The sequence below is a fragment of the Frankia gtarii genome (assembly GCF_025403375.1).
GTDB classification, from domain to species: domain Bacteria; phylum Actinomycetota; class Actinomycetes; order Frankiales; family Frankiaceae; genus Frankia; species Frankia gtarii.
Window position 1 is genome coordinate 1 of the sequence record NZ_JAMPTM010000327.1, and the last position, 7,035, is coordinate 7,035.

Genomic DNA, 7,035 nt, shown 5'->3' on the forward strand with positions numbered 1-7,035 from the left:
GGCATGGTCGGCTCCGGGGGATGGGGGCGGCGACCGGACCGAGGTCCGGCGTGCATCCGACGGGTGATGTGACCCGTAGCCACCGACCCTGCTACTTGCGGCGCAGTATGTCCATAGTGTGCCGATGCGTCTGCGTGGTGTGGTTGTTGGGCTACGGCGTGTTATCGCCATTTCCGCGATGTCTTTTCATTGACAATCCGGCCCGCCTGCCGCGCCACCGCCGGAGTCCGACCCGCCCGGCCGCCTGGGCCAGTGCCAGTGCCAGACCGCCGAGCACGAGATAGGTCATGTGCGCGTCCAGCCAGTTCACGGCGCCGCGCATCCACGGGGCCACCGCGCGCGCCGCGGTCAGGTAAAGCGCGGCCGACAGCAGGGAGCCGGGAATCAGGAACCGCAGGAAGCGGCGCATCGGCACATCGCCCGCGCCGAGCGCCGAGTCAACCGCCGCGTTCGTGTTGACCAGGCAGAACCACAGCAAGGGAGTCTGGGTCCTCGGGCGGGCCAGGGCCGTGACCAGCCGGCTGCCACCGAGGCGCCGCAGCAGGACCGATCGGATGTTGTTGCGGGCCAGCCCGAAGTAGCCGAGGTCAACCAGGGCCCGAAAGAACGCGGCGACCAGCAGGGCCGGCACGAACGGCACAGACCCGCCGACGAGCAGCAGGATCGCCCAGGTAGGGCGCAGTGCGATGAGCAGCAGCGGTGCGCGGTCGGCGAGCGCGGGCACCAGGGCCAGCCCGATGGCGCCGAGACCGAGCAGTGAGCCGGTAAGCAGCGCCGGCCACAGTCGGTGGGCGAGCCGCCGCAGCCCGCTTGACCCCGCCTGCGCCAGGCCGTCGCCCTGCTCCACTTCGGCCAACTCGCTGGCGGGCAGGCCGGTGACAGGGTCGGGACTGGCCAGGTCGGCACTGGCGGGCAGGGGAAGGGCCTGCGCCCGCCCCTGTTCGGCTGCCCTCACGCGGCCCAGTCTGCCAACTGCTCTCCGCATCGCGAAAGCGGTCCCTTGTGGGCTGCGGCGCTGGCGATCGGTGGCCTCACGGTGGCCGGGTGGCGCATGTGCATGCCTGGGCTGGCAGACTCGGCCTGTGCTCACAGTGGGTCTGACGGGTGGAATCGGGTCGGGCAAGAGCGCGGTCGCCTCGCGTCTCGCGGCCCGTGGGGCGCTGCTGATCGACGCCGACCAGATCGCCCGGGACGTGGTCGCGACGGGAACCCCGGGCCTGGCCGCGGTGCTGGCGGAGTTCGGAGCCGAGCTGGCCGCGTCCGATGGCAGCCTCGACCGCCCGGCACTCGGCCGGGTCGTCTTCGCCGATGCCGCGGCCCGCGGGCGGCTGGAGGCGATAGTCCATCCGCTCATCCGAGCCGAGACGGGCCGGCGGATCGCGCAGCTGCCCCCGGGCGGGATCGTCCTGCACGACGTTCCGCTGCTCGTCGAGGTGCACGCGGAGGGCAGCTACGACCTGGTGCTGGTCGTCGAGGCGCCGCGCGAGCTGCGGCTGGTGCGGTTGGCGGGCCGCGGTCTGCCCCGCGACCAGGCGCTGGCCCGGATGGCCACGCAGGCCACCGACGAGCAGCGCCGTGAGGCCGCCGACATCGTCATCGACAACAGCGGCAGCCTCGACGAGCTCGACGCGCGCCTCGACGAGGTCTGGCGGGAGCTGCTTGCCCGCCGCGACGCCCGCGCCGCCGCCGCCGAGTAGCCTCCGGCCGCCCACCCTGTAGCCCTACTGCACCCCGGCGGCCCCCATGCCGCGCAGCTCCTTCTTCAGCTCGGCGACCTCGTCGCGCAACCGGGCGGCCAGCTCGAACTGAAGCTCCTTGGCCGCCTCGTGCATCTGGTCGTCGAGCTGGCGGATGAGCTGCGCCAGCTCGTGGGAGGGCATCCCGGCGAGCTCGGCGGCGTAACGGCCGACCGCGCCCTGGCCGGCGCCCCGGGACTTCATTCCCGGCACCGGCGCCTTGCCCCGAGACTGCGACCGCCCACCCCCGCCGATCAGCTCGCCGTCGGCGGACTCGCGAACCATGTCGTCGAGGATGTCGACGACCTTCTTGCGCAGCGGCTGCGGATCGAGGCCGCGTTCGGCGTTGTAGGCGATCTGCTTCTCGCGGCGGCGGTTCGTCTCGTCGATGGCCTGGCGCATCGACGGGGTGATCGAGTCCGCGTACATGTGCACCTGACCGGAGACGTTGCGGGCGGCGCGGCCGATGGTCTGGATCAGCGACTTGCCGGAACGCAGGAAGCCCTCCTTGTCGGCATCGAGGATGCTCACCAACGACACCTCGGGCAGGTCGAGGCCCTCGCGCAGCAGGTTGATCCCGACGAGCACGTCGAAATCGCCGCGGCGCAGCTCGGTAAGCAGCTCCACCCGCCGCAGGGTGTCGACCTCGCTGTGCAGGTACCGCACCCGGATGCCGAGTTCGAGCAGGTAGTCGGTGAGGTCCTCGGACATCTTCTTGGTCAGTGTGGTGATGAGCACCCGCTCGTCGCGCTCCGCGCGCAGCCGGATCTCGTGGACGAGATCGTCGATCTGCCCCTTGGTCGGCTTGAGCACGACCTCGGGGTCGAGCAGCCCGGTCGGCCGGATGATCTGCTCGACGATGCCGTCGGCCCGGCCCAGCTCGTAGGGGCCAGGAGTCGCCGACAGGTAGACCGTCTGGCCGATGCGCTCCAGGAACTCCTCCCAGCGCAGCGGGCGGTTGTCCATCGCGCTGGGCAGTCGGAAACCGTGCTCGACGAGGTTGCGCTTGCGGGACATGTCACCCTCGTACATCCCGCCGATCTGGGGGACCGTCACGTGCGACTCGTCGATGACGAGCAGGAAGTCGTCGGGGAAGTAGTCCAGCAGGGTGTGCGGCGGGGTGCCCGCCTCGCGGCCGTCGATGTGCCGGGAGTAGTTCTCGATCCCCGAGCAGAAGCCGACCTGGCGCATCATCTCGATGTCATAGGTGGTGCGCATGCGCAGCCGCTGGGCCTCCAGCAGCTTGCCCTGGCGCTCCATCGTCGCGAGGCGCTCGTCGAGCTCCGTCTCGATCCCGGCGATCGCCCGCTCCATGCGTTCCGGGCCGGCGACGTAGTGCGTCGCCGGGAACACGAAAATCTCCTGCGCCTCGCGGACGATCTCCCCGGTCAGGGGATGCAGGTAGGTCAGCCGCTCGATCTCGTCACCGAACATCTCGACCCGCACGGCGAGCTCCTCGTAGACCGGGAACACCTCCACCGTGTCGCCGCGGACCCGGAAGGTCCCCCGGGTGAAGGCCAGGTCGTTGCGGGTGTACTGGACATCGACGAAGCGGCGCAGCAGCAGGTCCCGCTCGATCTCGTCGCCGACGCGCAGCCGCACCATCCGGTCGATGTACTCCTGCGGCGTGCCCAGGCCGTAGATGCAGCTCACACTCGCCACGACGATCACGTCGCGCCTCGTGAGCAGGTTCATCGTCGCCGAGTGCCGAAGGCGCTCGACCTCCTCGTTGATCGAGGAGTCCTTCTCGATGTAGGTGTCGGTCTGCGCGATGTAGGCCTCGGGCTGGTAGTAGTCGTAGTACGAGACGAAGTACTCGACCGCGTTGTGCGGCAACAGCTCGCGGAACTCGTTGGCGAGCTGCGCCGCGAGCGTCTTGTTCGGCGCCATCACCAGCGTCGGGCGTTGCAGGCGCTCCACGAGCCATGCCGTCGTCGCCGACTTGCCGGTGCCGGTCGCGCCGAGCAGGACCACGTTGGTCTCGCCGCCCTGCACCCGCCGGGCCAGCTCCTCGATGGCAGCGGGCTGGTCACCCGACGGAACGAAGTCGGACACGACCTCGAACGGGGCGCGCGTCCGCTCGACGTCGAGACTGGGCCGTTCGAACGTTGTGCTCACGTCCTCTAGAACACCACAGCCCTCCGACAGTTTCCGACCACCCACCGGCCGGCCCACCCACCGGCCGGCCCACACACCGGCCGGCCCACCCACCGGCCGGCTCAGCCGCCGGCCGGATCCCAGCCGATCAGCCGGGCGCCGAGCACCGCCGTCTGCAGGACGTACCGGTCGGTCGGGGAGGTCGGGTCGTGCCGGGTCAGGGCACGGATGCGGTCGAGCCGGTAGGTCAGCGCCCGCACGGACAGGTGCAGCCGGCGCGCCGCGGCGAGCGCCACCCCGCCGGTGGTGAAGTAGGCGTCCAGGGTTTCCAGCAGCGGGCCGGCGCCGCCCCGAGCGGCCTGCAACGGCGAGAGCACCGCCTCGACCAGCTCCGCCAGCGCCTCCCGGTCGCGTAGCAGAACCTTGTAGATGAGCAGGTCGTCGGTGTGCACGACGGCGCCTTCCAGCCCCAGCCGGCCGGCCAGGTCCGCGGCGCCGCGGGCCTCCTCGAAGCCGATCCGGACCCCGGCGACGCCGCTGCGCGCACGGCTGACCCCCACCCGCCAGAGCAGGCCGGGCTCGGTGCGTAGCCGGCGGGTCAGCGCGGACATCGCGGCCGTGGCCTCCTGCGCGGGTGCGAACGCGGGCAGCGGGGAGAAGCCCGCGCCCGTGGCAGCCGATTCGTCCGCCCGCCGCCGACCGGGCGGGCGGCTCGCGCCCGCCGCCGCCCCGGTCCGTGATCCCAGCGACCGGGACAGTCCGGTGGCACCCTGCGTGCTCCCGGCTCCGGCCCCGGCGGCGGCATCCGGACCGGCGGCCGACCGGCCGGCCGGGGCGACGCCGCGGACGGGCGGCTCCGGGCCGCGGGCCAGGTCGCCCTGCTCGGGCACCACGCAGACGAGCAGGCCGTCGCGGGTCGCGACAAGCGGATCGGTGAGGCTGTGTTCTCGCAGGATCGTCTCGGCCGCGCGGGTCAGCGCCCGCCCGTCGAGGAAGCGCCGGTTGCCGGCGACGACCAGGACGATGTGGGGCGCCTCCAGCCGCAGGCCGAACGCGCCGGCCCGCTCCAGCAGCTGACCCACCTCCGACGTCCCGGTGAGCAGGTCGTCGACGAGTTCGCGGCGCAGCGCCTCCTCGGAGCGGGCTCGGGCGGTGCGGGCGGCCTCGTAGCCTTCGCAGACGGCGGCGACGGCGTCGTCGCTGGCCCGCAGCACCGCGGAGGCGGCGGCACGAGTGCGCGAGACCGCCCCGACCGATTCGCCGGCCGAACGCAGCGCATCGGCGAGCTGCCCCGGTGCCACCGGCTCGCTCGACGCCCGGGTCAGCTCGCGGGCGGTGCGGTCGGCCTCCCGCACCGCGGGCAGCGACGGCCACACCCGCCAGGTCGCCGAGAGGTAGAGGTCGACCAGTGCGCGCAGCGACGCCCCGGACTCCGCCGCCGCCTGGCCGAGGTCGCGAAACGCCTGCAGCTCCGCTCGGGTCAGCCGACGCCCGCTGTCCGCGGCCGAGGCGAGGACGTCGAGGTAGTCGCCAAGCAGGCCGGCGTGCAGCCGGGAGTCGGCAGCCGCGAGCACGGCCGCGCGAGGTAGCCGGGTCAGGCTCGTCTCGGGCAGACCGGCCGGTACGTCGTCGTCGACCGCGGCCGTCCGGGCCGATCCATCCCTTTCGTTCATCTGTTTGTCTCCCGCTCCTTATTGCCGATCCTCGGCAACGAAATGATAGGCGAAGTCGCGGAGTCCGTGCGGTGTCTGCCGGGACGTCGAAGGGCAGGCTAGACGTTGAGCATGTGTAGTGCCTGGTCGTCGACATCGGCCGGGAAAGCCAGGAAACGCCGAAAGGAGTCTGAGCGGACATGACCACCCACGACGCCACCAGACGAGGAGGGGTTCCGCCGATCGCGGTGCGTCCAGGACTCGCCGTGTCGGTGGCGGTCGTCACCGTCCTGCTCGCCGCGATCACGCTGCCCGCCACCGTGCCGAACCGACCCGGGTTCGCCTACCTCAGCGGTGGGCTGATCGGTGCCGGCCTGCTCATCGCCATCCTGCTGGGTGCGGACCTGAGGCGAGCCCGCGCCGCCCGCCGGGCCGGGCTGACCGTCGTCGGCATCACCGTCGGCGCCTTCGGCAGCCGCCTGACGGTCGCCCTCGGTGACCGGGACCGGGGAAGTGCCGGCCTGGCGGGGGCGGGCGTGACCCACGCGGGCCACCCCGCAGCCGGATCCGCGGCGCCCACCGATCGCCGTCGCGGATCCACCGGCTCTCCGGCCACGTTCGGTGCGGGCGGCGGCGTCGACATACTGCCGCCGGCAGCCGGTCGGAGAGACCCGGCCGGCGGCCCGAGATTCGCCGAGTCGGGTGCCGAAGTCCGCGCCGAAGCGAAGGTCGCCCGAGCTGGACTCACGGTGACCACCCTGGCCGGCGCGCTGCTCGTCACCCTCGGCGCGCTGGCGCCGGCGGGGACGTTGGCCCTGGCCGGCCAGGTGGCTCTCTGGGTCGGCACGTTCGCCCTGCTGGTGACCTTCATCGACGCGTTGCCCAGCCCACGCAGCTCCGGCGGGCGGCTGATCGCCGCCCGGGTGCTGCGTCGGACCGGCAGCCGGGAGCGCGCCGAGCAGGCCGTCGCCCGGGCCGGCGTCATCAGCGGCTGGTCGCTGATCGCCGTCGGTGCCGCCAGTGTGTTCGGAGTCGGCCTCGTCGGCCTGTGGGCGGTGCTGTTGGGCTGGCTGGCGCTGGGTGCATCCCGGCTGGCCCAGTCCCAGCAGCGAACCTACGCCGCGCTGGAGGGCCTGGTGGCGCGGGACGTGATGAGCCCCGCCCCGCCGAGGCTGTCGTCCTGGTCGACCGTGGACGATGCGCTCGACGACGTGGTGCTGCCCGCCCGCCGAGCCGTTTTCGGGGTCGAGGACTTCGACGGCTCGCTCGCCGGAGTGGCGCTGCTGCGCGACCTGGCCGCCGTCCCCATGGACGACCGCGGTCTCGCCCGGGTCAACCGCGTCCTCGTCCCGCTGTCCATGGTCGCGACGGCCGCGCCGGACGACGCGGTGGCCGACCTGCCCGCGAGGCTGCTCGAACGGCCCGCCGCCGGCTGCGTCGTCGTGGTCGAGCCGGCGGCGGACGGCAGCCCACGAATGGTGGGCACCGTCGGCCCGGTCGAGTTCGGTCAGGCGATCGAGACGGCGCCGCTGCGCGGGCGGGGCGGGCGG

General features: G+C 72.8%; 5 protein-coding genes. 2 read left to right on the top strand and 3 right to left on the bottom strand.

Annotation, left to right across the window (positions count from 1 at the left end; translation table 11 throughout):
- Positions 1-151 precede the first annotated feature (151 nt).
- Positions 152-955 (bottom strand): hypothetical protein, encoded by an 804-nt coding sequence (locus tag NBZ83_RS28485; RefSeq protein WP_261570793.1) that lies wholly within the window; start codon positions 953-955, stop codon positions 152-154.
- A gap of 127 nt (positions 956-1,082) precedes the next feature.
- Here NBZ83_RS28485 and coaE point away from each other — a divergent pair, with 127 nt between their 5' ends.
- Positions 1,083-1,697 carry a dephospho-CoA kinase gene (coaE, locus tag NBZ83_RS28490; protein ID WP_261570792.1) on the top strand — a complete coding sequence of 205 codons (615 nt, stop codon included), beginning with the start codon at positions 1,083-1,085 and terminating at the stop codon, positions 1,695-1,697.
- A gap of 24 nt (positions 1,698-1,721) precedes the next feature.
- Here coaE and uvrB read toward each other — a convergent pair whose 3' ends face one another.
- The gene (gene uvrB / locus NBZ83_RS28495; protein ID WP_261570791.1) at positions 1,722-3,854 is read right to left on the bottom strand and encodes an excinuclease ABC subunit UvrB; all 2,133 of its coding nucleotides are present in this window, start codon (positions 3,852-3,854) and stop codon (positions 1,722-1,724) included.
- Between the two features lie 101 nt (positions 3,855-3,955).
- Positions 3,956-5,506, bottom strand: coding sequence for a PucR family transcriptional regulator (locus NBZ83_RS28500; protein WP_261570790.1), 1,551 nt, complete (start codon positions 5,504-5,506; stop codon positions 3,956-3,958).
- Between the two features lie 179 nt (positions 5,507-5,685).
- Here NBZ83_RS28500 and NBZ83_RS28505 point away from each other — a divergent pair.
- Positions 5,686-7,035, top strand: a 1,350-nt coding sequence (locus tag NBZ83_RS28505) for a peptidase M50 (protein ID WP_261576168.1), incomplete at its 3' end; no start/stop codon positions are given.

Excerpts from the sequence above, each read along its gene's own strand:
- NBZ83_RS28500 (WP_261570790.1), bottom strand. The coding sequence starts at position 5,506 with ATGAACGAAAGGGATGGATCGGCCCGGACGGCCGCGGTCGACGACGAC.